Raw genomic sequence first — 23,508 nt, forward strand, 5'->3', positions numbered from 1 at the left:
TCCGGGCACCGCTATAGAGGAAGCGGTCGCCCGGGTGTGCAACAAGTCGGTGTCGGGACAGGGGCGGAGACCCCGCGCTGAGTGCCAGTCGGCGATGTGGCCATGAGGTGCGCGGGGGCCCTGGCGAGCGATGCTCGTCGGAGGGCGCTCCGTCGACCGCGGGCGCGGGCCGTCTCGAGTCGATCGCCGCGCGCCCCGCGGATCGGGTCAGTCGAGGTCGGGCCGCGCGCTGCCCATGCCGATGGCCCAGGCCATCGTGTAGCGCGCGTTGATCTCGCAGCGAGGGTTCCAGCGCAGGGCGCCGTGCTCGTCTTCCCAGCGGAAGGCGTCGATCCCGAAGGGCCCGAAATAGCCGGCGCCGGCGAGCGCCTCCCCCGACTCGAGCGCGGCCTCGACGAGCTGCCGGCGCTCGCCGCCGTCGAGATCGCCGTCCGCGGCGAGGGCGGCCCCCAGGTACGCGCCGTTCCCGTCGCAGCGCTGGACGCACGGGGCGCCGAGGCGCACCGCGCCGCCGCGGGCGACGTGCCCGTGCAGCGAGAAGTCGCCGCGGCGCTCGACCCAGGGCTCGACCTGCAGGCCGCTGTCGGGGGAGGCGGGGTCGAGCGACGCGACGGCCCAGGGCCGCGCGTCGGGCGGGAGGGCGCCGCGGGCGACCCGGCGCCGGCCGCGTCCGGCGAACCCGAACGGCCGCTTGAGCAGCCAGTGGCCCGTCGGCGTGGGCTCCGCGATGGCGGCCTCGAGCTCGGCGAGCGAGGCGACGTGGCGCGCCCCGGGCAGCGTCTGGCCGAGGTCGGCGCAGAACCTCCGGTGGTTGACGCGGCGGAGCACGTCGAGCGCCGGCGCCGCCGCCGCGGCGACGCCGGCGCGGCCGAGGAGGCGCAGGGCGCGCGGCGTGGGGCACCACGCGCGGCCGACGAGCGGGACCCCGGGCGGGGCCGGCGGCACGAGCGGCGACGGCAGGGCAGGGCTGAGCACGACGTCGCCGGGGCGCAGCAGGGCCGAGACCCGGCCGGCGAGCTCCGGGGCGCGGCCGGCGACCGCGGCGCGCGGGGTGTACCCCGCGGGGCGCGCCAGCTCCTCGTCGGCGTCGAAGTTCAGGACCCAGGCGCTCGCTCGGTCCATGAGGCCAGGGCGTCGAGGAACGGCTCGGTGAGCCCCGAGCGGCTGCGGTCGCGGCGGTTCATCGGCTCGCCCCGCATGAGCAGCGGCGAGAGGGGCGGCGGGATATGGCGGACCCAGGTCTCGAAGTCGATCGGGCCGCCCGGCGGCGGCGAGCCTTTGCCAGGGGCCGGCGGCGCGCCCTCGCTCCGCCCCATCGTCGCGCCCTCGCTGTTCGCTGGCGCGTCCTCGCTCTGCCCCATCGTCGCGCCGTCGCTCTGCCCCGTCGCGCCGTCGCTCCGCCCCGGCGGCGCCCCGTGCGCGGCGCTCCCGCTCGCCTGCGTGAAGCGGCGGAACCAGCGCACCCCGAAGCGCACGTGCGGGATCTCCTCGGCGCAGACCCGCTCGGTGAGCGCGGCGCCCTCGACGTCGCCGATGGCGCGGAAGCGCTCGGCGAAGCGCGCCGTGTGGTCGAGGTTGCCTCCCTCGAGGCCCATCCCCATCACGGCCACGAACTGCGCGGGCGACGCGGCGGCGGGCACCCGCGACCAGAACCAGTCGCGCACGGGGAACTCGCCGAAGCGGTGGCCGAGCGCGGCGAGGTAGCGGGCGTAGAGCTGCATGTGGCGCACCTCGTCGAGGGCGATCCGGACGAGGCCGCCGCGGAAGGCGCGCGGCGTCTCCGGGAAGGCGAGCACCGCCCAGGCCATGAGCTCCGCGGCCTGGAGCTCGTGGTGCAGGAACGCATGGAAGAGCTGCGCGCGGCGCGCGGGGTTGCGCAGCGCCTCGGGCCCCGGGCTCTTCTGGGCGCGCGCCGAGATGCGCAGCGCGGCGGGCCGTCCAGGTCGCTCGATGCGGCGGGGCGGGGGCGGCGCGGCGTCCGACTCCCAGGCGGACGGCACGGGCGGCGGAGCGAGCTTGTGCTCGAGGTCGGTCGAGAGGATGTAGTCCCAGGCCCAGCGCTCGACGGTGCCAGGCGGAGGCGCGTCGCTGGGCGGTGCGGAGAGGGGCTGCATGGCGCGGCGGAGCAGGGCGGCGCTGCTCTCCTACCACAGCTCTGACGTGCCCGCGCGCGGCTGCCGCCCGCCGCGCGCAAGCCCGTCGCCCGTCGGCCACCAGCGGTCGCCCGCCGCCTTGCGAGCTGCCGCCCGTCGCGCGCCCGGGCCCGCGCGCGCCCGCGTCGTCGAGCCGTCGCGCCGTCGAGCCGTCGAGCCGTCGCCGACCGCCATGTCACGTTGACAAAGGCCTCCTCGCGGAGACGACATTTTGCCGGGGAATAAACCAGAACATCGACATTTGCCCGGGAGAAGGCCGCCGGCGGAGGGTGGCTTACGCCTTGCTCAGAGCTTGCTCGGAGGAGATCGCATGAAGGCGGAGCGGCGTTCCCAGGCGGTCGACAGCAAGCGCGAGGAGCAGACGGTGCTGGTCATCGGGGGCAGCGGGGGCATGTCCAGCCGCTACCGCGATGTGGTCGAGAAGCACGGCTGGTCGCTGCGCCACTACGAGAACCGCGTGCCGCCGGGCGCGCGCCACAGCGTCGGCAGGGTCGCGCTCATCGTGATCATGGTGACGATGGTCTCGCACGCGCTGCGCGACCAGATGCAGAGCCTCGCGTCGGAAGGCGCGCCCGTCGTCTACCTGCGCAGCGCCTCGGTCTCCGCGCTGCGGGCCGCGCTCGAGCAGCGGGCCGGCTGACGTCGCGTCAATCCTCCGCGGCCGGGGACAATCGCCCCACCGTTCGTCGGCCGCTGGCCGCTCCTCCTTTTATTCCCGTCACCTCCTGATCAGCCCGTCTGGGCCTGAGACATCCCCGCAAAATATTCGGAAAGATTCACTGGGAGGCGGGGAGGGAAATCTTCAAATCCTCCCCGCCTCCCCGCCTCCCTGTTCAATTTCTCGCTGAAACGGGCTGCAAAATGAGGGGATTCTCGGCCCCTGGGCCTGTCTGTCCCGGGTCCCCTCGGCACGGTCGACCTCGTCCGCCGCGCGCCGGGAGCCCAGCCATCGCGTCGGCCGGATGCATGCCTGTCGCGCGCGAGCGCCGCCGCTCGTCGCTCGCCCGGGCCCGCGCGCGCTCCGCCGCGGCGCCCGCGCTCTCCATGTCACGGTGACATGGACCTTCGCGCCGGGAGGACAATTTGCCCCGGAATAGAGCGCGGCATCGATGTTCGCGCAGGGAATATTGCGCCTAGGAGAGTGGCTTACGCCTTGCTCAAGCCACTTTCGAGGGAGATCGCATGAAGGTGGAGCGTCGTTCTCAGGCTCAGGCGGCAGGCAGGAAGCGCGAGGAGCAGGCGGTGCTGGTCATCGGGGGCAGCGGGGGCATGTCCAGCCGCTACCGCGATGTGGTCGAGAAGCACGGCTGGTCGCTGCGCCACTACGAGAACCGCGTGCCGCCGGGCGCGCGCCACGGCGCGGGCAAGGTCGCGCTCATCGTGATCATGGTGACGATGGTCTCGCACGCGCTGCGCGACCAGATGCACGGCCTCGCGGCGGACGGCGCGCCCGTCGTCTACCTGCGCAGCGCCTCCGTCTCCGCGCTGCGGACCGCCCTCGAGCAGCGGGCCGCCCTCGAGCAGCGGGCCGCCTGACGGGGGCGCCGCGCGTCGGTGGTGGAGGCTCACCTCCGCTGCGTGACGACGTCGATCTGCCTCGCGGTCCACTCCTCACCCGGCGCGGACCTGGGACGCGCGTCGCGCAGCGTGTTCTCGTCCGCGTCGAGCGCCTCGCGCAGCCGGAACAGCGCGTCGTTCGCGGCCGTGTCCCTCGTCTCCAGCGACCGGGTCACGGGCGTGTCGATCGACGTGTGCAGGAGCCACCAGAAATCCGTATCGCGGAGGGTCGCGAAGACCTTGATGACGTCGCGCGACGAGGCGCGCCCCTGGGGGAGGAAGAACTGCAACGCAAAACGTGAATCGCTCCTGGCGTCCACGGTGGTGTACCGCCGCGTGGGGGTCCTGTGCCCCTCTGGCGGCGCAGGTTCGAGCGCGCGGATCCCCCAGTCCTCGCCGAGATCGATGACGGCGACATTGACAGGGCTCTCGCTCCCGTTCACGACGTGGACGAACACCCAGGCGTCGGGCTCGATGACGTACGCACCGCCCTCCGGGTGGATCACGGTCCCGCCCACGGCTGGCTCGCTCTCCGACCACCCCGGCGGAGGGGCGAGGAGCTCGATGTGGAGCTTGTCCTTGAGCCCCGAGACCGGATCGGCAACCTTCAGGATGGCCTGCCACCGGAGGAGATGGATCAGCCGATCGACGACGGTCTCGGCGGCCTTCGGCGCGAAGGCCGCCACCGTCCCCACGCGCTGAATGGGATTTCCCGAAGGGTCCCAGATCTCGTAGCGACGATCCTTGTTGAGCGCGACCTGGTAGTCCGACGTCCCGGTGGAGGCGACCTCGAGGAACCCTCGTCCTCTCCGCTCGATCTGCTCTCTCACGGCGCCGAGCGCCTGATCCTGATCGATCCCGGGCGGCAGATCGTCCCGGTGGAAGAGGTTGACCGCGCGCCGCAGCGCGATGGATCCCAGGTCCTCGAGGAGCGCAGGAGCGCCCAGCTTGACAGAACGGATATCGGCGCCTTCCTCCAGCGACGCCCAGCTCTCCACGGCCAGCATCCTGTCGACGACGGCGACAGCTACGCGCAGGTTGGGCTGCGTGAAGTCTATCGTCCCTGGGGGGTAAATCCCGAACTTCGCGCCCGTCGGGGTCCCCGTCACCATGCCGGCGCTCAGCTTCACCTTCCGGTTCTGCTCGTCGATCTCGTTGACCCTCGCCGTGCTCACGACCTCACGCAGCTCGGCCCCGAGGATCTGCCGCTCCCCCTGACCCAGGAGCTGGGGAGTCTGCGACGGATACTTGCTGTGCACGCTCGCGAGCACGCGCTCGTAGAGCACCTTCCAGGTCTGCTCTTTGCCTATCTCGTCGAGCGCCTGGAGGAACGCCGTGGTCAACACGCCCGCCGACCGGTCGCCTTCCAGGCGCTCCTCGATCGCGGTCTCCACGTCGCGGCACGCCGCGAGGAGCACGTAGTCCCTGGCCTCCGGGAGCCAGGTCGTGGCGACCGCGTCGCGCCGCCCGTTGCCCGTGGCGACGAGCCGCATCCACGCGTCGCACAGCTCATCGTCGGGGGCCACGCCGTCCGTCGGGCGCTCCGTGGTGTCGAGCGTCGGATCCGTGCCCTGGCGGGCGCCCGTCGCGCACCGCGGCGCGACGTTGACTCCACGCGTCGCGTCGCCGGAGTGGCAGCTGTCGAGCACGACGGTCACGGTCGCCTGTTTTTCCTTCGTGAGCTTGTCGAGGTAATACGCAAGGTCGAGATCGCGCAGGTAGGGCGAGCCGTCGCCGATGTCCATCGGCACGAGCGTCTCGTCGAACCCGCCGGGCTTCACGCGGGAGCACTTCGTGCGTACGCGGCCTCCGTGGCCGGAGTAGTGAATGAACACGTGGTCGCCCGGCTGCGTACGGGCGCACAGCCCATCCAGCTCCGCCTTCATGTTCTTGTACGTAGGAAGATCGCTCTCCGGCCCACCGGGCCTGGCCTCCCCGACGTTCGGCGCAAGGAGCGTCCTGATGTCGTGCGGCAGGGTGATCCGCGCTTCGAGCTTCTTCTTGACCCTGTCAACGTCGCTCACGCAGCCGCGCAGCGACACGTATGTCGCGCTGTTCTCGAGGGAGCTCTTGGAGTAGAAATCGATGCCGATGAGCAGCGCCCGGAACGTGGGTCCCGCGCTCCGCGGTTCGCTCATCTCCCTGGCGTCGGATCCGGAGTCGCGGTGGTCGTTCATGAGGTTCCTCGAGCGGTGCGGGTTGTCAAGGCCAGCCTCGGCGGAGGCGCGGGCGCAGCTCATCCAGGGTAAGCGCTCTTGACGAAGCCGATGTCCCGTTGCGACAGCCTGGTGTTCGACCTGACCCCCCATGGCGCGTGGTGGTCGTGCAGAGCGACACCCTCTGGTCCATCATTTCGGACGGCGTGCACCACGGGTCAAGTGGGCCTCCTCGCGCTCTCGTCCTTGTTGCCGAGCGTCGCGGGATGGCCCCTCTTCACCTGGGCGAATCTAGGTGCGCTGCTCTTCTCTCGCTGTCAGGAAACTCCATGCCTCGTCCTCGTAGCCGGGAGGTGCGCCGGACTCGAGGTATCTGGCGTAGGCCCTCGCCGCCTCCCCTCGGATGTCGCTCCTCGCGCGGGCGCGGAGCGCCCTGCCCAGGTAGAGAAACGCGGCGGAGTTCGTGGGATCCTGCTGCGTTACCCAGCGCAGCTCGCTCACGGCGCGGTCCAGGTCACGCCCGCTCCTGAAGAGCACGCGGCCAAGGTGATAGTGCGCCGCGGTCGACAACTTCCCCTCCTTTTCCCGGATGAACGCTTCGAGCGCCTCGATGCTCTCCTTGTGGTCCTCGAGCACGGAGTAGGCGATCCCACGCCACAGCAGCTGGTTGGGTATGTCAGCGCGCTCGAGCACGGCGAGCGCGCGGCGGGCCGGCTCGCGATCGAGGTTCGTGAGGCACGCGCGGGCGCTGTCGAGGAGCCTGTCGTCGAACGCGATCTCCTCCATTCCCTCTCCGGTGACGTGCACGTTCAGGGTCGGCGGGATCATCCCGAGCAGCCCTCGCCACGTCAGCGCGGTCGGCTGGGCTGCCGTTAACGCCTTGACGATCTCGTAGGTCAGGAGACCGCGAACCGCGTCGCCGGATCCGGGCGGCGACAGGGGGATGAGCTTCTCGACCGTCGGCGAGTCCTCGCTCATCCTTGCCATGTTGATGGATCCATTGAGCACGGTCAGCCTGCCGACGCGGGGGGGAAACTCGAAGGATCGGGGCCAGGTCCGGCGGCGCACGTCGCGTCCAAGCGGGACCGGCCGCGGGTCCGCCTCGACGTACCTCGCCCCTTCAGCGGACGTCCTGCTCGTCCAGCCGGCGTCCATGAGGGTGACGAGCCGCGTCGAGCCCCGACCGGCGAGCTCGTCGAGCTCGCGCAGCGCGATGTCGAGCACGCCCTCGCTTCGCCCGTCCGCGCTCACGATCGTCGGATCACCGTTCGCGTTGAAGGAGCCGTTGCCGGCGAAATAGAAGAGGGTGGCCGACTCCGCCGGCTTCGCGGAGAGGTCCTGGAACGCCGCGACGATGGCGGCGCGGCTCGCGGCGCCGTCGAGGAGCAAGCGCACGTTGTCCGGCAGGAACCCGTACCGATCGATGAGCACCTGGAACAGCGCGCGCGCGTCGTTGACCGCGCCCCGCGGGCGGGGCACGCCCGGATGGCCATACGCGTCGATTCCCACGATGACAGCGAAGCGGTTGCCTTGCTTGAGCCGCGCGATGAGCGTGGTCACGTCATTGGCCAGCGGCGCCTGCTCTGGCGGGGTAAAGGCGCGGAGGTATCCATCGAGCGAACCGACCGCGGCCTCCCGCTGTCCAGCGCCGATCTGGGCGACGCCGACCGCCATGAGCGCCTCCGGCTCGGTGGGTGCGCGCGCCCTCGCCGACGCGGCCAGCGCTTCCGCTGCCCCATCGTACGCTCCTTGCTCGAGGAAGCCGCGACCGGCTGCGTAGTGCAGGTCGGGCGGCGCCGCGGGGAACGTGCGAAGGATCGCAGCGTAGCGCGCCTCCAGCTCGTGCCGCGCGAACCCGTCGAAGCGTCGGCGCCGGCTCAGCTCGAAGAGGGTGACATGCCCCATGCTCACCGGCTCGAGGCGGTGGGACACCGGTCCTGCCCCGCTCAGGTGCGGATCTTGCTGACGCTTGTCCCGATAGGTCTGCATGGTCGTCGCGATCCTGTCCCTGAGCTCTTCCAGCGTGGTGCTCGGCAGCGCCGTTTTGAGCTGCTCGACCAGCGCCCATGAGAAGAGCCCGCGCTGGCCATAGCGCTCATCGATGTTCAGGCTGACGGCATGCTGTCCGGCGCTGGCTCCGAACAGGGCCGCGTAGGATGCACCGCGGGCAAGCTCGATCGGATCTGGCGATATGTCCGTATCCATGATGAGCATCTTGCGCCGTGAACGGATGCGCTGGAGGATCGAATGAATCTCGTCCTGCGCGATCGACTCATGCGCGATCGACCCGTCGGGGTTCCTGGCGTCCGCTGCTGCGTCGTCGCGGCTGACGCGGTTGAGAAGGATCGCGGCGTGTTCGACGGGCGAGCGGCCGCTGCATCCGCTGTAGAAGACGAGCACCGCGTCGTCCTCGGCCGCTGAAGCGACGAGCTTCTCCAGCGCGCTCAGGATGCCATCTCGGGTCGCCTGGGGCCCGCAGAGCAAGATCGCGTTGTCGGCGGCGAAGCCCCACCGGTCGATCAAGACCTCGCGAAGCGCGCGCGCGTCTTTCTCCTCCGCCTCGTCCCTGCTCGGTCCCGAGACATTGCAGTTGACGCCGATCAGCAGCGCGCGCCGGGTACCCGCGCTCGCGCGTCGCTCCGGGTTCGTCAAGAGATCGCGCGCAAAGGCCGCTCGCGGGTCGTCGGGGGCCTTCGCGAGGAAGAGCTCGATCGCCTGCTTCGCGGCGCCCTCGCCGTGCGCCTTCGCGAGCGCGAGGCCCAGGTAGTACGCCGACTCGACGGAGCCCTCTCCGCCCTGGCTCACCACGGCCTGGAAGATCGGGATGGCCCGGTCGACGTCTCCTGCGTCGAGGCGCGCGAGGCCGAGGTCCACCGTGTTTTCGACGAAGAGCTCGCTGGCCAGGTCCAGGCTGACCCGATCGGCCAGGAGCCGCGCCATGTCAGCGAGGTGGCGGCCGAGCGCCAGCCGTTCCTCGTTGTCGAGCGTCGCCCTCCAGGCGAGGGGCAGGTTGTTGTCGAAGCCGTTTCCGCTGATCCAGGGGTGTTGCGGCGCGGGCTCCGTGGCCGCCGTCACGTTCTTGCTCACGTAATCGTAAAGGCTGCTCACGCTCACCTTGCCGGTGCCGCTCTCGGCGGCCTCGCCGCTCAGCCCTTTGAGGAGAAAGTACGTGAAGACGCCGTGTCCGCCGTCCCACTGCGCGCCTTCTTGCGCCGTCTCGTTCGCTCGCGTGGACGAGATCGTCGCGATCCCCGCCTGTGCCTTGCTGAGCGCCTCCGCCTGCTGGTTCATCACGTCGCCCGCGCTGAGGCTTCGCGCCCGGGTCGAGCCGCCGATGGGCGAGCCGTGGCAAGCATCGACCAGGATGACCCCTCGCTCGGCCAGCACGTAGTCGTTCAGGGCGTTCTGCACCTCCCGCATCGGCAGGGCCGTGGACCCGATGTCCCTGGGGTCGGTGTCCCACGTGATCAGATAGAAGATGTTGCCCCGAGCCCCCACGTCTGGCTGGCCGTGGCACGCGAAGTAGAGGATGATGATATCGTCCTTGGCAGCTTTCTTGAGAAAGGTCCGGATCGCCCAGGTGACCCTGGCTGTCGTCGCTCGCTCGTCGAGCAATAGCTGGACATTGTCGCTCTTGAAGCCCCCGCTCGCCTTGAGGAGCTTGCCAAGCTCTTCTGCGTCGCGCGCCGCATAATTCAAGTTGAGGCTCGCGTCCTTGTACCTCGATATCCCCACGATCACGGCCCATTTCTCCGCGTAGGCGCCGTAGATGGAGGGGCTGATCGGCCGCACGTCCCGGCCGCTCGGAGGCTCGTTCGCGTTGCTTTCGTCGGCATCCGACATTGTCCGCTCTTCGCCCTCCAGCCCTTGGAGGTTTGCTCGTATCCCCATGAAATCGCGCGTGATTTCGGATGGAACAGGCTCTGCGCGCGGCTCCATCACTCTTTGTCTTCGTGCTCGCGGGCGCCGACGTCAAAGACCTCACGCTGATCGCTGCTGCCTCCACGCTCGCGCGCTCTTGCAGGTCCACCGGTCGCGGAGATCGGGGATCAAGGGCGAGAATGGAGGACATCCCGCGCTCGACCGGCCGCGCGCCGGAGCGAGCCGCGCCGGGGCCGCGCCTTCAGCGCACGCCGACGAGGCGCTGCATGAGGCGCTGGAACTCCGGGACCGAGAGGTTGATGTGCTCGACCACGCGGCCGTAGAGCGTGGCCGTGGGCACGTTGCGGCCGCCGAACTCCTTCTCGAGCACGGAGAGCTGCCAGAGGATGATGCGCTCGGCGCGGGTCAGCCCGTCGCGCACATCCGGTAGATCATCGAACGGGGATCGCCTTGTGGACATGGGCTGGCTCCGATCAGGGGGCGGGGACCGAGCAGGTGGAGCCCGCGCCTACTGCACGACGCCGAGGACGCGCTGCTGCCGCGCGAGCTCCGCCGCGTTCTTGAGCGCCTCGAACAGCTCGCGCGACGCGGGCAGCCCCCGGATGACGAGCTCGGGGTCGCTCGCGTCGCGCGTGAACACGCGGATCTCGGCGATGTCGAGCAGCCGCTCCATGAAGGTCTGGCGAAGATCGATGTCGTGCACCCGCCAGAGCTGGAGGGTCTCGACCCGCCGCGTGAACAGGCCGGCCTCGTAATCGATCGTGCGATCGGTGATCTTGTAATGGAGGCTCTTGCGCTTCCAGTGCAGGATGGCGAGCCACACGAGGCCCACCAGCACGAGCGAGAGCACGCCCGCCGCGACGTAGGACCAGAACCACGCCTTCCAGCTCGGCGTCCCCTCGAAGATGAGGCGCGCCCCGCCCGGCGAGGGGGCGAGCGCCCTGTCGACGTGGGCGGCGTGGGCGGCGCTGCCGGCCTGGGCGAGCGGCGCGGCGGGGGCCGCCGTGGCCACGAGCGCGCGCTCCTCGAGCATGCTGCCGCAGAAGCGGCACTTGATCGCGGCGTCCTGGATCTGCTCCGCGCAGAAGGGGCACGGTTTCACGCCGGCGATTGTAGTACGGCGCCCGCGGGCCGAAAGCAGCGATTGCATTCGCCGGTGCCCATCGTCAGGATCTGCCCCGCCCGGCGAGCGACGCGCCGGGCGCCGACCGCCCGGTGGAGTGATCTCGATGAGCAACGTCAAGGGCAACGCGCTGGGGGGATTCAAGAGCTTCGTGGCCGCTCAGCACGGCGCCGACGGGGTGACCCGGTGGCTGGAGTGCCTGGAGCCGGAGGACGCCGCGCGCGTGGGCGGCATCATCCTGCCGCACGGCTGGTACCCGATGCGCATCTGGAACAGCCTCGTCGATCGCTACGTGGCGCTGTACGGGGGCGGTCATCCGCAGGGCTTCCGGCCCGTGGCCAGCTCGATCGCCGAGGAGGACCTGCAGCGGTTCTTCACGGTGCTGATCAAGGCCGCGACCCCCGAGACCGTGCTGAACCGGTCCGCCTCGCTCTGGGAGCGCTACTTCGACGAGGGCGCGATGGAGGGGGTCCCGGTCGCCCCGAGGCGCTTCACGGTCCGACTCACCGCGTCGAAGCTCCCGGACCGCGGCCCCGGGCCGGTCACCTGCGCGGTGGGCATCCCCGCGTGGCAGGACCGGATCATGGCCCGGCTGGGCGCCCGCGAGAGCCGCGTCGTGCACACCCGCTGCCGCTTCCGCGGCGCCAGGGCCTGCGAGTTCGACGTCTCCTGGTCGTGACCGGGCCTCGACGGCTCGTCCGGTCGCGGTGAGCCGCGCTGTCGGCCCGGCGCCTGCCCCGCGCATCGACTACGCGCGCGGCGGCGGCAGCTGGGGGCGGGGCGCCGGCGCGGCCAGGGCGGGCGCCGGCCGCTGGAACACGCGCTGGAGCGCGGCCGCGGCGGCGTGGTAGCCGCACATGCCATGGACGCCGCCGCCGGGCGGCGTCGAGCTGGAGCAGAGGTAGATCGCGGGGTTGGGCGTCGAATAGGGGCTGAGGCTCGCGATGGGGCGCGCGAAGATCTGGAGCCAGTCGTTGGCGCCGCCCGCGATGTCGCCGCCGACGTAGTTCTCGTTGTAACGCTGCCAGTCGCCGGGCGTGTGGACGAAGCGGGCGCGCACGAGATCGCGGAACCCCGGGGCGAAGCGCTCCATCTGCGCCTCGATGCGCGCGCTCATGTCGACCGTGCACCCGGCGGGCACGTGGCAGTAGACCCAGGCGGTGTGCTTGCCGGCGGGGGCGCGCGTGTCATCGAAGAGGCTCTGCTGCGCCACGAGGCAGAAGGGGCGCTCCGCGGGCGTGTCGCCGGCGAGCGCCCGCTCGGAGGCCACCATCTCGTCGAGCGTGCCCCCGAGGTGCACCGTCGCCGCGCGCGCGGCGGCGGGCGCCTTCCACGGGATGGGGCCGTCGAGGGCGTAGTCCATCTTGAACACGCCGGGGCCGTGGCGGAAGCGCTCGAGGCGGTGGCGGAAGCCCGCCGGCAGCCGGTCGCCCGCGATGCGCGCCATGGCCGCCGGCGTCGTGTCGAACAGGTAGGCGCGCGCCTCGGGGAGCTCGTCGAGCGACGCCACCCTGCGGCCCGTCTCGATCTCGCCGCCGCGCGCGCGCAGGATGGCGGCCAGCGCGTCCATGAGCGCCTGCGAGCCGGTGCGCACCACGGGCCAGCCGACCGCGTGCGCCGCGAGCGCGAGCACGAGGCCGAACGAGGCCGAGAAGAGCGTCTCGAGGGGCAAGAAGGAGTGCGCCGCGCAGCCGCCGAACAGCCCGCGCGCGGCGTCGCCCCGGAACGTGTCGCGCGCGAGCCCGTCTGCCGAGCGGATGGCCGAGAGGCCGAAGCGCGCGAGCAGGAGCGGGTGGCGCGGCGGGATGGGGAGCGGGCCGAGCAGCTCCCCGAACAGCGCGCCGTCGTCCGCGAGGAGCGGCGAGAACAGGTCGCGCCAGGCGGCGGCGTCCTCCTCGCCCAGCGTCTCCGCCATGCGATCGAGCTCGGGATAGAGCAGGCCGACCCTCCCGTCGGGCAGCGGGTGCGCGAGCGCCGCCTCGGGGTTGATCCAGCTGACGCCGTGCTCCGCGAGCGGCAGCGTCCGCATGAACGGCGAGATCACCGCGGTCGGGTGGATGGCGGAGCAGACGTCGTGGCGGAAGCCGGGCCCGGTGAGCTCGGCCGTGCGCGCGCCGCCGCCCACGGTGTCGCGCGCCTCGATCACGCGCACCTGCAGGCCGGCCCCGGCCAGCGCGACGGCTGCAGCGAGCCCGTTCGGGCCCGCCCCGATCACCACGGCATCCACGGCCTGAGGCCCCCGGGCAGCCGACATGGGAGGACGGGGTACCCGATCGCGGGGTGGACGGGAACGAAAAGCGTCGCTGGGGCCGGCGACCGAGCGCGCGGGCCCGGGCCGGGACGCCTGTCAGAAATCGGATCCTGAGCGCGCCGTCCACGCGAGGGTCACGGGTGTCAGGGAGCCGGGGGTCTGGAGGCGCCGCTCGAGCAGCCCCTCGCCATGCGGCGCACGAGCTGGGGAGCGCTGGAGATCTGCCGGGCTGCGATCCCGAGGCTCGCTTTCCCTCGAACACGGCGGCTCGCTGGATCGGGCCCGCGCTCGGGACGAGGGGGCCCATCGCCCTCCGGAAAGTGATACGGGTCGAGCCGATCGGCTTTGGCGAGGGCACCACGGGAGGCGCGGGCGCGACGCCCGTGCTCGTCTCGAACTGGACCGATCTCGAGCGGCTCGCCGGCTCGGACGAGCCGGCCGTGCTCTTGCTCGCCGAAGGCATCCACGATCTCCGCCGCAAGGGATCGGAGATCGAGGACATCGAGGTCTGCCCGCGCGCCTGCTCAGAGGATCCCGAGAAGACGCTCTATCAGGTCCTCGCCGGGGATTCGAGCTGCGCGAGTCCGCTCGTCGACACGGCGCGGGACGATCGCATCCTCCGCTTCGGCTCGAACAAGACCCTCGTCGGGCTCGGACGCGGCGCGGCGCTGCGGGGGGTGAGCATGGGTCTCGACGGGAGCCAGAACATCATCCTCCGCAACCTCGCCCTCTACGATCTGAACGCGAGCCTGCTCGAAGCAGGCGATGCTTTCACGCTGACACAACCCTCCAGGGTCTGGATCGACCACGCGACCGTCACGTGGATCAGCGACGCCTTTGCCGACATCCTCGCGGGCACCAGCGCGGTCACCATCTCCTACGTCCACTTCGACGGCAGCACCGAGGCCGAGTGCGGCGGCCGCGAGCGCTGGGCCTCCACGATAACCGACGCCGAGGTGACGATGCACCACTGTCGCTTCGATGAAGTGAGCACGCGCGCCCCCCTCGCCGAGGGATCCCGGGCGCGCGTCCACCTCTTCAACAACGTGTTCTCGAACATCTCGGATTGGGCGGTCGGCGCTTCCTGCGAGGGGCAGGTGCTGCTCGAGGCGAGCGTGTTCGAGAACGTCGAGGCAGCGACGCGGCGCTCGGACTGCGGCGACTCGACGGCCCTCGGGCTCCTCCTGGCCGTCCCTGGATCGAACCTCTACCGCGACGGGAGCGGCGTTCATCTGGGCGGCGGGGGCGAGGAGCGCGAGGAGCCGGCCGATGACGTCTTCACGCCCCCCTACGCCTACGCGCCCGAGCGGGCGAGCGATGCCTTGCCCCAGGTGATGTCTCGCTCCGGCGCGGGAGGGCCCTGGGCGCTGCCGCTCGCGCGCGAGTAATTACATGTGCTTCGGCAACAAGGGATCAGGTATCGGCGTCGCGTCGACCGACAGCGCGACCGGGCCGTGCACCGACGCGAAGCATCGATAATTTGTTGATCCAGCGTCATGTTTCCAGGAGGGGAGGTGAAGGCTCAGGCCGAGAGGGTGCTCTCCGACGCGGAATGGCAGAGCGAGAGAGACCGCCGCGTCACCGTGCGATTTGTGAATGGCGGGCGCCGGCTCGCGCAACATCACGGCGTGTGCAAACCGTGTCGAGCGAGCGTCCGCTCGTCGACCTTAGCCGAGCCGTCGAACATGAGCACAAAACGCCGCATGCGATACACTCTCGTTACCATTTCCGCCATCGGCCTCACGCTCGGGTGTGGTTCTTCGGGCCCTGCCCATGGAGATGGTCCCGGCAGTGGCGGTGTGGGCTCGGGAGGGAGCAACATCGAGACCATCGGCACGGGCGGCGGCGCCTCTGGGACCGGCGGAGGTCCGAGCATAGGGACCGGGGGCAGCGGTGGTGGCTTCGTCGGTAGCGGTGGCGGCGGCAGCGCCGGCTCGGGGGGAGGTGGTAGCGGCGGCAGCGACGCCTCGGGGGGAAGTGGTGACGGTGGCTCTGGCGGCAGCGGCGGTTGCCCCACGGACCTGATGGGCTGGGCGGCCGTGGACGCCGAGGGCGTGAACGGTACGACGGGCGGTGGAGACGCCGCGCCGACCACGGTGACCACGTTCTCTGCGCTGAAGGCAGCCGCGCAGGATCCGGCGCCGCGTGTGATCATCGTCTCGGGCACGATCGACACCACCGAAGGTGGCGGGTCGGCGCTGGAAATCAAGAGCAACAAGACGATCCAGGGCGCCAATTCGAGCGCGAAGATCTACGGCGGGCTCTCGATGAAGAACGTGAGCAATGTGATCATCCGCAACCTGAACATCCAGGGCGTGTGGCCGAACTCGGGGCCGGACGACACGCTCGCTTCGCGCAGCTCGCACCACATCTGGTACGATCACCTCAACGTCTGGGACGCGGGTGATGGGCTCCTCGACATCACGAACGCGTCCGATTACCAGACGGTCTCCTGGTCCAAGTTCTGGTACACGAACCCGGACCACGGCCATCGCCTCGCCAGCCTGAACGGCTCCGGCGGCGGTGACCATCCAGAGGACTGGGACCACCTCCGGGTTACCTACCACCACAACTGGTGGGCGGAGCTCGTCGATCAGCGCATGCCACGCGTCATGTACGGCAAGGGGCACGTCTTCAACAACTACTTCAACTCGGAGGGCAACAGTTACTGCGTGGGTGCGGGCTCCTACGGCGCGGTCCTCGTCGAGGGCAACTACTTCAAGGACGTGAACGACCCGCACACCTTCATGTACGACGTCTATTGCCACATCACAGCTCGGGACAACGTCTACGACAACACGACGGGCAAGAAGGACACCGGGCTCGGCGGGAACCGGAAGGTGAGCGGTCAGGACTTCAACGTCGTCGCCTTCACCGACCCGCCCTACGACTACACGATGGACGCGGCAGCGGACGTGCCGGACCTCGTGACCGAGTGCGCCGGGTCTCGGTGAGGCACACGACGAGGTCGGCGATGCCGGAGCGAGGGCAATCCAGGCCCTGGCGCCGATTTCTGGCAGGCACGCGCACCTTGCGGCAACTGAGGCGAGATGGCTACCATGTCCACGGCAGCTCGTTCTGGCGTCAACGTACGATTGTGCTTTCGCAAAACGTTCGGTGCCTCGGCTCGGCCCCGGGGGAGGTTCTGGATTTTCGGCATCGTTGGCCTCATCACGACAACGCAGCTTGCCTGCTCGGGAGATGACCTCGGGGACGGGACCGGCAGCGGGCCAGGAGACACGGGCTCCGGCTCGGTACCTGGACCCGTCGACAGCGGGAGCGGGCTTGCCACGGGGGGCGCTCCCGGCGGCGGTGGGCACGGCGCCGGCGGAGCTCCGAATGCTGGAGGGGCCACGAGTTCCGGCGGCGTCGGTGGCACCGGCGGCGTCGGTGGCACCGGCGGTGATGGCGCGGGCGGCAGCGGAGATGGTTCTGGCGGCGGCGGAGATGGTTCGGGAGGCACGGGGGGCACGCGGCCAGTCACCGGCGTGACGGGGGCGCCGATCGGCTTCGCGACGCTGAGCGGCGGCACGACGGGCGGCGCGGCCGGAGGGACGGTCACCGTGTCGACCTACGCCGATCTCAAGCGCCACGCGGAGAGCTCCACGCCCTACGTCATCCTCATCGAGGGCACGATCTCGAACGGATCGAGCGGCGGCAAGATCGCGATCAAGTCGAACAAGTCGCTCGTCGGCATCGGCTCCACGGCGTTCTTGAGCGGTGTCGGTCTGGACCTCAACGGCGCGAACAACGTCATCATCCAGAATCTGCGCGCGACGCTCGTGGGGACGACGACTCCCTCGAGCGTGAACGGCGGCGACGTCATCTCGATCAGCGGCACCAGTCGCAACGTCTGGATCGATCATTGCGAGCTCTTCAGCGAAGACCCGAGCACGCAGACGGACAAGGACCTCTACGACGGGCTCATCGACATCAAGGGAGAGACGGGCTTCATCACCATCTCATGGAGCTACCTCCACGATCACCACAAGGGCGGCCTCGTCGGCGCGTCCGACACCGACCTCTACGCCGACCGCAAGGTCACCTTTCACCACAACCACTACGACAACGTGAAGCTCCGCGTTCCGATGTACCGCGGTTCGGTTGGCCACTTCTTCAACAACTATATCGTCGGCGCGACCGACGCGACGGAGATTCGAGCGGGCACGTGCGTGCGCGTGGAGCGCAACTATTACGAGCCGCTCCACTACTCGATCTACACGCCGAGCGACGCGAGGGGGAGCACCGAGCGGATCGGGAACGTCGAGGTGGACCGCGCGTCGCGCGCCTACCCCGCGAGCTGCACCGCAGACATCCCCTACGCGTACTCGAGTGTGCTCATCAGCGACGCGAACGACGTCAAGGATCTCGTGCCCGAGGGGGCAGGCGTGGGCAAGCTCTGACGTGAGGCGGTGACGAGGCCCTCGTCTCCCTGAATAGATGACGGGTGGAGGTGGCGTCGCGCAACCAGAGGGGCATGTCAAAGCGACTCGCTCCACGCCGCGGCCTCCTGAGCTCTCGAACCGCATTCGCGCTCCTCGGTGTCAACATCCTGCTCGGTTGCTCCGACGGACGGAGTAGCAGCGCTGCGGGACAAGGTGACAGCGATATGGGACAAGGGGGCGCGTTGACCGGCGGCTCCTCTCCCGTCGGTGGGCAAGGCGCCAGCGGCAGCGGCGGGAGCGGCGCGGGAACGGGCGGCGGCCCCGGCTCGCCTCCGGGAGGCCCGCGCGTCGCGACCGTGGCGACGCCGCTCGAGCTGATCCCTGCGCCCGGATTGGCAGGACCAGCGCTCAAGGTGGACCTGGACATCTCGGGACGACCGACGAGCGAGGTGACCGAGCTCGGCTACGTCGCGTGGCCGGTGACGCCGGGCGCGTCGATCTCGAAGACGATCGAGGGCATCACGCTCACGTTCGCGAAGGCGGGATCGAACGGATCCGAGCTCGCCGCCTCCTGGCGGAAGGCAGCCGTGCAGGCGCCGAACTACGCGCGCCTCGTCGGCGACGGGCTGACGGTCAGCGACGGCGACTCCGGCTCTCAGATCCGCCTGACGCTGAAGGGGCTGCCAGCGGGGCAGCACAGCCTCCTCGCCTGGCACAACATCACCGGCGGCATGACGGCCGGAGAGGTCAGCGTGCAGGTCGACGGGGCGACGAAGGTCTCGGGGCTCTCCCAGAGCAGCGGGGCGCTGTCGAACGCTGCGGCGCCGACGTCCTACGTCACGTTCACCGCCCAGGCAGGCAAGGAGGTCGTGATCCTCTTCAGCTCCACGGCGAGCCTCCTGATCAACGGCTTCGAGCTCGATACGCCCAACATCGCGGACCAGGCCACGAGCCCCACGCCCACCGACGGCGACGAGCACGTCGACGCCGACGCCGGCGAGATCGAGCTCGGCTGGAAGGCGTCGAAAGCGGCCGTGTCCCACGACGTGTACCTGGGCGCCGACCCGAACGTCGTCCAGTCCGCGACGCACGGTTCGCCCGAATACCGCGGCAATCAGACCGGAACGACCTTCCGCGTGAGCGGCCTGAACAGCATCGATCGGTACTACTGGCGCATCGACGAGGTCGACTCCGAGAACAGAGCGACGCGCGGCAACGTCTGGTATTTCCGGCCGCGTCACGTCGCGTTCCCGGGCGCCGAAGGCCACGGGCGTTTCGCGATCGGCGGTCGCGGCGGCGTCGTCGTTCACGTGACGAACCTGAACGACTCGGGGCCTGGGAGCTTCCGCGACGCGATCGAGGCCGATCGCGGGCCGCGCACCATCGTCTTCGACGTGAGCGGCGTCATCCGGCTGGCGTCGCGGCTCACGCTGACGCAGAAGTACGTGACCGTGGCCGGTCAAACGGCTCCCGGAAAGGGGATCGTGCTCCGAGCTGCGCCGTTCGGCCTCTCGGGCGTGAGCGACGCCGCGGTGAGGCACGTGCGCGTGCGCCTCGGTCACGGCGAGACGTTCGACGGCATGGGGATGTCCGGATCGGACCACTCCATCATCGATCACAGCTCGATCAGCTGGACCATCGACGAAGGGTTCAGCTCCCGCAACGGCAAGAACATCACGCTGCAGCGGACGCTCATCTCCGAGTGCCTCAACATCGCGGGGCACTCGAACTACCCGGAAGGCACCAAGCACGGCTACGCCGCGAGCATCGGGGGCGACATCGGGTCGTTCCATCACAACCTCCTGGCCCACTGCGAGGGGCGGAACTGGAGCCTGGCGGGGGGGCTCGACGCCAATGGCTACTTCGCCGGTCGCCTCGACATCTTCAACAACGTCGTTTACAACTGGGGTGGTCGAACGACGGACGGCGGATCCCACGAGGTGAACTTCGTGAACAACTATTACCGCCCGGGCCCGGCCAGCAAGGTCTTCTCCGCGCTCAAGGCCGACTACGACAACTTCCCCGGCACCCAGCAGTACTACTGCAAGGGCAACGTCATGCCCGGCCGCTTCGACGAGGAAGCCCAGGACAAGGCGTGTGTTCAAGGGAATGGAGCGCCGCAGGGGTACAGCCCGTGGGTGGACGAGCCCTGGTTCCCTTCGTACGCAGAGGTCCACTCGGCGCGCGACGCCTTCAAGAACGTGCTCTCGGACGTCGGCAACACGCTCCCCGTGCTCGACGATCACGACAGCCGCGTCGTGAAGGAGACCCTGGACGGGAAGACGACGTACAAGGGGAGCATCTCGGGGGTCGCCGGCCTGCCCGACCGCGAGTCTGACGTCGGCGGCTACGAGGATTACCCGAGCGAGACGCGCGCCGAGGGCTGGGACAGCGACGGCGACGGGCTGCCCGACTGGTGGGAGGCCGACGCGGGGCTCACCCCGAGCTCGCCGAGCGGCGACTTCACCGAAGCCAACACCGACCTCGAAGGCGACGGCTACACCGAGCTCGAGGAGTACCTGGCCTTCATGGCGGCGCCCCGTTTCCTCACCGGCGTCGGTGAGAGCGTCTCCGTCGACCTCGGCGAGCTCTTCGTCGGCTTCACGAAGAGCCCGACGTACACCGCGCCCGACGCGGAGAACGGGGACGTGTCGATCTCGGGGAAGACCGCCACCCTCACGCCGGACACCTGCGGTCACGCCCGCTTCTCGCTGAAGGTCACGGACGGGGACGGCAGCAGCATGACGCGAGACGTCCTCGTCTTCGCCGACCGAGGCGGGGCCGCCTGCCCGTAGCGCGAGTCCGGCGCGCCCGGCCCGGCACTCGTCGTAGCTGTCGCAGCGCGTGCCCCGCACAGCAAGATTGCGAATGATGATGTTGTGCACGTCGGAGCCGCTCATCCGGATGTTGCCCGTGATGGTCACTCCGGGGCCGATGCCGACGATCGTCTTGCTGGAGCCTGGCGCGAGTGTCCCGCTGTGTTTTCCGGGCTCCACGAGGATGAACCCCGGGGTCGAGCCCTTCGCCGCGTCCTGGAGCTCGCTCATCGAGTTCACCGTGATGGGTGGGCTCGGCGGCGACATCAACGTCTGTCAAGCCCCGATGGTCACCACATGTGCGCGCGCCGGCTCGCACGTCCGAAAATGGCGACCGATGGATCGCTGAAAGGCGACGGATCCGAATAAGATTGGTTTGATGATCCGACAGGTCTTCGGCGCCACCCGCTTCAACGCGCCCGGCAACTTCACTGGTCTCGATTTTTCTCCGGACTCCAGAACGCTCGTGGCTCTCGTGACCGGCGAGAAGCGCACGAAGGTGCATCGCTTCGCCGTCGACGACGGTCGTGCCCTCGACGAGCAGACGGTGACGGGTCGCTTCACTGGCGTCTTCGCGTTGCCTGACGGCGACCTTCTCCTGTGGGCGCGTGGATCCATCGTGCGCCTCGGCCAGGACAGCGAGCTCTCGTGGAAGCTCGGAGAGAAGGCGACGAAGAAGTTCGCCTTCGCGACCGTGAGCGCCGACGGCGCGATCGTCGCGACCTACGGCGGAGACTCCGTCGCCAACGTCTTCGACGCGCGTACCGGCAAACGGCTTCACGACCTGAGCGAGCCCGCAGGCGAGATCTTCGCGTTCGCTTTCTCACCCGACGGAGCGACGTTCGCGACCGGCGGACAGAAGGGCATCGTCCGCGTCTTCGATCGCAAGTCGAAGAAGGAGCTCGCCCAACGAAAGAGCTCCAAGATCCTCGTACTCGCGTTCTCACCCGAGGGCAGCGTGCTCGCCGGCGGTCACGGACAGGGCGACGTCCACCTCTGGGACGGCGCATCGCTCGAGCCCGTCCGCCTCCTGGGCTCGCATCGCTTCCAGGAAGATCACGGCTCGGGCGAGCAGGACGGGGGGCCGGCCGGTTGTCGCTGGCTCGCGTTCCTGGCCGACGGCAAGACCGTGGTCTCGCAAGGCAACGATCGCTACTTCCGCTGGTGGAAGCGCAGCGGCGCGGAGATCCGTCGCGTCCGCACGCCTCGCCACCACGCGTACGGCCAAGGCCCCGCGATGGCGCTCTCGCGCGACGGGAAGTGGCTCGCCGCAGGCTCGACGGCGTCTGGCATCGGCATCTGGACCTCGGACGGTGAGCCGGCTTCGAGCGAGCTCGGGATCGACGCGCCACACGCGATCGCGCTGAGCCGCGAACGCGTCGTCGTCGCCGGCTCGTCGGGGATCTGGTCTTGGCGAAGGACCGACGGCACGGTCAGCGAGCGGCGCGCGAGCGGCCCCGCGGCGCTCGCGAACCTCCCGCAGGGAGAGCTGCTCATCGTGGAGCCCGAAAACGCCGTCGTGGTGCGCGAGATCACCGACAAGGGCAAGGTGATCTTCGCGAACGACGCGATCTCTCCCCAGGGCGTGGTGGCGATCTCGCGCGACGGAAAGACGGTGATGCTCCCCATCGCGTCGAACGTCGAGCTCTGGGACCGCGCGCGCGGCGTCCGCACCGCGACGCTCTCGCACGACGCCCAGGTGTCGGCCTGCGCGTTCGGGTCCGACGACACCTGGGCCGTTTCGGTGTCCGACGCGGTCCGAATCTGGCGGCTCGACGATCCGGAGACACCCGTCCATACGATCGAGCTGGAGAGCGGTGAGCCCGAGTACTGCGGCGGCGCCGCCGTCTCGCGCGTCGGATGGATCGCCGTCAGCATCGATCGTGACATCAGCAATCATTCGTCGGACAGCGCGCTCGTCTTCATCGATCCACGTTCGGGTGAGGTGACAGCTACCCTCTCCCATCCAGACAAGCGCCTCGGGCAGGTCGCGTTCATCGACGATGCCCGCGCGGTCGTCGTCGACTCCGCGGGCCGTACGAGGACGGCCGACGCCGAGAAGGGCAGATGGCTCGACGAGCCCGAGGCTCCGAAAGATAGTGAGTTCCACGGCTTCGCCATCCTCCCGCTCACCGCCTCCGAGGACGGAGCCGAGATCGCGTACATCGACGGGCACGGCAACCTCGCCATCCGCGCGATCGAAGGCACGAAGAAGCGTGTCACTCCCTTCGATCTCGGCTTCACCCCGCTGGCGGAGAAGGAGCCGCAGGGCATGTTCGAGGAGCGCCTCGCCGGGGTATGCATTCTCTACGCAGGCAGATTCCAGAGCTCGGCGATGGATGTGCGCACCTCGCGCGAGCTCCGCGAAGACATGCTGCTCGAGCTCGGCGGCACGGTCGCGAAGAAGGCGAAGGACGCGACGCACTTCGTCGGCGCGCGTATTCCGTACGTGAAGCACGTCCCGTCGAAGGCGGAGGCAGAGATCGACGCGCGCGTCGCCAAGGGCGACAAAGTCATCAAGCTGAGCGAGAAGAAGCTCATCGAGATGCTGCTTCCTACTTTCGAAGAGTCACGCGCGATGCTGCGAGGTGAGGTCAAAGACGGCATCGAGCGTTGGAACCGCTGGCGATCGCGCTGGCGCACGTCGAGCGGCGGGTTCGTGCAGCTCTCGGGCATCGATCTCACGGGAGCCGACCTGCGAAAGGCGGACCTCACGGTGATCCCGTTCGAAGAGGCGAAGTTCTCGAACGCGCGCCTCGAGGGGGTCGATCTCTACGACTGCGCGTTCCGCCGCGCCGACCTCCGCGGGGCGGATCTCGAAGGCGCTCGCTGCGGCCGCGTCGTCTTCTCGAACGCCGACCTCCGCGAAGCAAAGTTGGCCGGCGCCGAGTTCACCGGCGCCGCGTTCGACGGCGCCGACCTCCGCGGCGCCGACCTCCGCGACGCGGACCTGCAGTACGCGAAGCTCACTGGCGCCAAGCTCGACGGCGCCAAGCTCGACGGCGCCAAGCTCCCGCAGGGCTCCAAACGCCCGTAGCAGCCTTATCGCCCGCGAGCTCGCGCGCTACGCGCGACCTGAAGCGAGTAAATTGTCGCTGATCAGACGCGAGACGTCTTCATCTTCGCCGCCCGCGGCGGGGCCGCCTGCCCGTGGCGCGAGTCCGGCGCGCAGCCCTTCGTGAAAT

16 protein-coding genes are annotated in these 23,508 nt (G+C 69.8%); 9 read left to right on the forward strand and 7 right to left on the reverse strand.

Annotated elements, in window-relative coordinates; all coding sequences use genetic code 11:
- Positions 1–207: 207 nt before the first annotated feature.
- Positions 208–1,122 (reverse strand): hypothetical protein, encoded by a 915-nt coding sequence (locus WME85_RS07775; RefSeq protein ID WP_437836630.1) that lies wholly within the window; start codon positions 1,120–1,122, stop codon positions 208–210.
- Positions 1,095–2,114 (reverse strand): DUF455 family protein, encoded by a 1,020-nt coding sequence (locus WME85_RS07780; RefSeq protein ID WP_437836632.1) that lies wholly within the window; start codon positions 2,112–2,114, stop codon positions 1,095–1,097. The genes WME85_RS07775 and WME85_RS07780 overlap by 28 nt, the downstream gene beginning before the upstream one ends.
- A 349-nt stretch (positions 2,115–2,463) precedes the next feature.
- Here WME85_RS07780 and WME85_RS07785 point away from each other — a divergent pair, with 349 nt between their 5' ends.
- Both WME85_RS07785 and WME85_RS07790 read left to right on the forward strand, forming a co-directional pair.
- The gene (locus tag WME85_RS07785) at positions 2,464–2,793 is read left to right on the forward strand and encodes a DUF2325 domain-containing protein (protein ID WP_437836634.1); all 330 of its coding nucleotides are present in this window, start codon (positions 2,464–2,466) and stop codon (positions 2,791–2,793) included.
- A gap of 542 nt (positions 2,794–3,335) precedes the next feature.
- On the forward strand, positions 3,336–3,689 hold the full coding sequence (locus WME85_RS07790) for a DUF2325 domain-containing protein (protein WP_437836635.1): 354 nt from the start codon (positions 3,336–3,338) through the stop codon (positions 3,687–3,689).
- 29 nt (positions 3,690–3,718) lie between these two features.
- On the opposite strand, the gene WME85_RS07795 is transcribed toward WME85_RS07790, so the two are convergent.
- The 4 genes from WME85_RS07795 to WME85_RS07810 form a co-directional block, all read right to left on the reverse strand.
- Positions 3,719–5,887 carry a caspase family protein gene (locus tag WME85_RS07795; protein ID WP_437836637.1) on the reverse strand — a complete coding sequence of 723 codons (2,169 nt, stop codon included), beginning with the start codon at positions 5,885–5,887 and terminating at the stop codon, positions 3,719–3,721.
- Positions 5,888–6,157: 270 nt separating this feature from the next.
- The gene (locus WME85_RS07800) at positions 6,158–9,709 is read right to left on the reverse strand and encodes a caspase family protein (protein ID WP_437836638.1); all 3,552 of its coding nucleotides are present in this window, start codon (positions 9,707–9,709) and stop codon (positions 6,158–6,160) included.
- 280 nt (positions 9,710–9,989) lie between these two features.
- Entirely contained in the window at positions 9,990–10,208 is a 219-nt protein-coding gene (locus WME85_RS07805; protein ID WP_437308470.1) for a hypothetical protein, read from the reverse strand.
- A 48-nt stretch (positions 10,209–10,256) separates the two neighbouring features.
- Complete coding sequence (locus WME85_RS07810) at positions 10,257–10,850, reverse strand: PH domain-containing protein (RefSeq protein WP_437836640.1); 594 nt, start codon at positions 10,848–10,850, stop codon at positions 10,257–10,259.
- A gap of 127 nt (positions 10,851–10,977) precedes the next feature.
- Here WME85_RS07810 and WME85_RS07815 point away from each other — a divergent pair, with 127 nt between their 5' ends.
- The gene (locus WME85_RS07815) at positions 10,978–11,550 is read left to right on the forward strand and encodes a hypothetical protein (RefSeq protein WP_437836642.1); all 573 of its coding nucleotides are present in this window, start codon (positions 10,978–10,980) and stop codon (positions 11,548–11,550) included.
- 69 nt (positions 11,551–11,619) lie between these two features.
- Here the strand turns inward: WME85_RS07815 and WME85_RS07820 are convergent, their stop codons facing one another.
- The gene (locus tag WME85_RS07820) at positions 11,620–13,125 is read right to left on the reverse strand and encodes a phytoene desaturase family protein (protein WP_437836644.1); all 1,506 of its coding nucleotides are present in this window, start codon (positions 13,123–13,125) and stop codon (positions 11,620–11,622) included.
- Between the two features lie 317 nt (positions 13,126–13,442).
- On the opposite strand from WME85_RS07820, the gene WME85_RS07825 reads away from it, so the two are divergent.
- The 6 genes from WME85_RS07825 to WME85_RS07850 all read left to right on the forward strand — a co-directional run bounded on the left by WME85_RS07825 (position 13,443) and on the right by WME85_RS07850 (position 23,360).
- Positions 13,443–14,510, forward strand: coding sequence for a pectate lyase family protein (locus WME85_RS07825; RefSeq protein WP_437836645.1), 1,068 nt, complete (start codon positions 13,443–13,445; stop codon positions 14,508–14,510).
- 411 nt (positions 14,511–14,921) lie between these two features.
- On the forward strand, positions 14,922–16,076 hold the full coding sequence (locus WME85_RS07830) for a pectate lyase family protein (RefSeq protein ID WP_437836647.1): 1,155 nt from the start codon (positions 14,922–14,924) through the stop codon (positions 16,074–16,076).
- Positions 16,077–16,610: 534 nt separating this feature from the next.
- A complete protein-coding gene (locus WME85_RS07835) occupies positions 16,611–17,525 on the forward strand; it encodes a pectate lyase family protein (protein ID WP_437836649.1) in 915 nt (304 codons plus the stop codon).
- A gap of 206 nt (positions 17,526–17,731) precedes the next feature.
- Positions 17,732–20,302: a T9SS C-terminal target domain-containing protein gene (locus tag WME85_RS07840; protein ID WP_437836652.1), complete on the forward strand. Its 2,571-nt coding sequence runs from the start codon at positions 17,732–17,734 to the stop codon at positions 20,300–20,302.
- A gap of 73 nt (positions 20,303–20,375) precedes the next feature.
- On the forward strand, positions 20,376–20,672 hold the full coding sequence (locus tag WME85_RS07845; protein WP_437836654.1) for a hypothetical protein: 297 nt from the start codon (positions 20,376–20,378) through the stop codon (positions 20,670–20,672).
- A gap of 30 nt (positions 20,673–20,702) precedes the next feature.
- On the forward strand, positions 20,703–23,360 hold the full coding sequence (locus WME85_RS07850) for a pentapeptide repeat-containing protein (RefSeq protein ID WP_437836656.1): 2,658 nt from the start codon (positions 20,703–20,705) through the stop codon (positions 23,358–23,360).
- The last annotated feature ends 148 nt before the right edge of the window (positions 23,361–23,508 follow it).

The organism is Sorangium sp. So ce1153 (assembly GCF_051521595.1).
Classification (GTDB): Bacteria; Myxococcota_A; Polyangia; order Polyangiales; family Polyangiaceae; genus Sorangium.